Source organism: Leptotrichia trevisanii DSM 22070 (genome assembly GCF_000482505.1).
In the GTDB taxonomy this organism is placed as follows: domain Bacteria; phylum Fusobacteriota; class Fusobacteriia; order Fusobacteriales; family Leptotrichiaceae; genus Leptotrichia; species Leptotrichia trevisanii.
The window spans coordinates 1-1,890 of sequence record NZ_AXVL01000081.1; the positions used below are offsets into that span (position 1 = coordinate 1).

Genomic DNA, 1,890 nt, shown 5'->3' on the forward strand with positions numbered 1-1,890 from the left:
CTTTGTTGTCATCAATGCTATTTTCCTCCATTTCCTTAATTTCTTCTTGATCCATTTCAGCTTCAAGCTGTTCTCTTATTGTCATTATTCCTCCTTAATTTCATAATTTACTATTTTAAATTTATTTTTATTTGTTACCTTTTTAAATTTAACTTTGATTATATTTCTACCTTTTGTTTCCAGCTCTAATATTCTTTTATTCCTGTCAAGCGTGTAAGCCTCGACAGGATAATATTTTTTGAAAATTGATTTTACTTTTTTGCAATCTGTCCTAATTCAGCTGTTTTTAAATTATTCAGCTCTTTTATTAATTTCTCATACGTTTTAATCACTCTCCTAATTCTTTTATTTTTACCTTAAATTCTTTAATTTTCTGTAATACGTCTTCTTTGCCATAAATACAAGAAACTTCATAGTCTGAATATCGAACAGGCTTGAAATCTTGCTGTTTTTTCTTAAATCCTCTTAGCCAGAATCCATAATTTGCAAGTTCGATTGTAACTGATACTTGAGGATTATTTCCTCTAAGTTTTCTAAATTCCTCTATTGCTTGTTTTTCTTCTTTTTTATATTCCATTTAGCCTCCTAATTTTAGATTTTTAACAGCATTATAGATAAGTTTAATTTGATATATTGATATGCCTTTTTGTTACTGGACTTGCTTTCAAAGTCTGTAAAAATCTTGTTTATTAATATCTTATTCAAACCTACAACAGTAATTGTTATAGGTTTAGTAAAACATCAATTACTTTTTGAATAATTTTTTAATTCTGTTTTTTAATTTCTTAGCTTCTCTTTCTTTTAAAACCTTTTTGTTGTTTTTATTTACAATCTCTAACGCTTCAAATTTCATTTTTTATTCCTCCTTAAATTAATTATCAATTTCATCTATAAAGCTGTCGATAACTTCCTGCAACTCCGTATCTGGAGTTAAAGTATAATCTCTTAAATAATCCTCAAGCATTTTATACTCAGCTTCTGTGAAGTCCTCCTCTGTGAGTTCTGCTTTTCTTGATTTCAACTCTTTGCGAAGTTGGTTGTATCTGTAATCACATTGCTCTTCATACTCTGCATTTTCCACATCTGATTCGTATAATCTTCTGTTCCAGCCTCTTTCAACTTCTGAGGCGTATTTTAATGCTTCGCTAAAACTCATGTTATCATCTCCTATTGTTGACTTTTTTCTACATATAAGGTAAAAAAATATTATCAAATCTCTTTTGTTGACTTTATTATACAATATCAGTTTAAAAAAGTCAACACTTTTTTTCAAAAAAGTATAAAAAATTATACAAAAATATGGTAACATATTATAAATACTAGGAGAGTGAATTTTATGAAAGACTTAAAAAAATTGTTTAAAATATTGAAAGACAGAAGAATTGAAAAAGGTTATTCGTTACGACAAGTGGAAACTTTGCTTCAAGGAAAAGGGGTAAAATACACTTTTACTGCTATACAAAAACTGGAACAAGGAGAGCAAGATACAATAGATATTAATTTGCTAACAGCTTTTTCAAAAATTTATAATTTAGATTATTTAAAAATGTTAGAGTTAGCAGGTTTAGATGAAAATCTTCTAAACAAAAATAAATCTTTCAAAAAACCAACAAGTAACGTATCTGATGAGATATTTACGAGTTTTATTCAGATACCAATTTACGGAATGGCGAGTGCAGGAAATGGATTAATTGAAATGGACGACAATATAGAAGAGATAGAATACATTAGTATCCCGAACATAAACAAAAATGTAAAGAAAAGAGATTTTGCCTGTCGAGTCAGAGGAGATAGTATGGAGCCATATTATCACGATGGTGATATAATGGTTGTTGATGTAGTGGACGGCATAGATATAAGAAGGTTAAATGGACAAGAGGCATTAATTTA

At 28.4% G+C, this 1,890-nt stretch carries 3 protein-coding genes; 1 reads left to right on the top strand and 2 read right to left on the bottom strand.

Annotated features, from left to right (window positions below):
• Positions 1 to 328: 328 nt before the first annotated feature.
• Together K324_RS0109595 and K324_RS0109605 are read right to left on the bottom strand one after the other, a co-directional pair.
• On the bottom strand, positions 329 to 577 hold the full coding sequence (locus tag K324_RS0109595; protein WP_026748931.1) for a hypothetical protein: 249 nt from the start codon (positions 575 to 577) through the stop codon (positions 329 to 331).
• A gap of 294 nt (positions 578 to 871) precedes the next feature.
• Positions 872 to 1,156 (bottom strand): hypothetical protein, encoded by a 285-nt coding sequence (locus tag K324_RS0109605; protein ID WP_026748932.1) that lies wholly within the window; start codon positions 1,154 to 1,156, stop codon positions 872 to 874.
• 180 nt (positions 1,157 to 1,336) lie between these two features.
• Here K324_RS0109605 and K324_RS0109610 point away from each other — a divergent pair.
• Positions 1,337 to 1,890: S24 family peptidase (locus K324_RS0109610; protein WP_026748933.1), on the top strand; the 554-nt coding region annotated here is incomplete at its 3' end.